1 protein-coding gene is annotated in these 258 nt (G+C 55.4%); it reads right to left on the bottom strand.

Annotation, left to right across the window (positions count from 1 at the left end; translation table 11 throughout):
• Positions 1–258, bottom strand: a 258-nt coding sequence (locus tag C1X29_RS28840) for a hypothetical protein (protein WP_146023326.1), incomplete at both ends; no start/stop codon positions are given.

Raw genomic sequence — 258 nt, 5'->3', positions numbered from 1 at the left:
ATCAAGTCAGCATATCGACCTGTCTCGTACAACTTCTCCTGAACAACGTCCGGCTCGCAAAAGTTCGGGAGCCGAAATAGTGGGCCAGCGAGGCTGGGCGAGGCTATCATGTAAGCGCGGAAAAGTGTGGTGTCCACCAGCTGCGCAACATCGAGGAGCTTTGCCTTCCAGTCCGTTTGGCCTTCAGCACCAACGATCTGGATAAAATTGTGGAAGGGCGGCTTGTACTCCTCAGGCTGACTGTCGCTGGGTGTGGGT

The organism is Pseudomonas sp. GW456-12-10-14-LB2 (genome assembly GCF_002884345.1).
Taxonomy (GTDB): Bacteria; Pseudomonadota; Gammaproteobacteria; order Pseudomonadales; family Pseudomonadaceae; genus Aquipseudomonas; species Aquipseudomonas paraglycinae.
The sequence above is the reverse complement of the archived record's forward strand: the minus strand, read 5'-3'. Positions and strand labels throughout refer to the sequence as shown.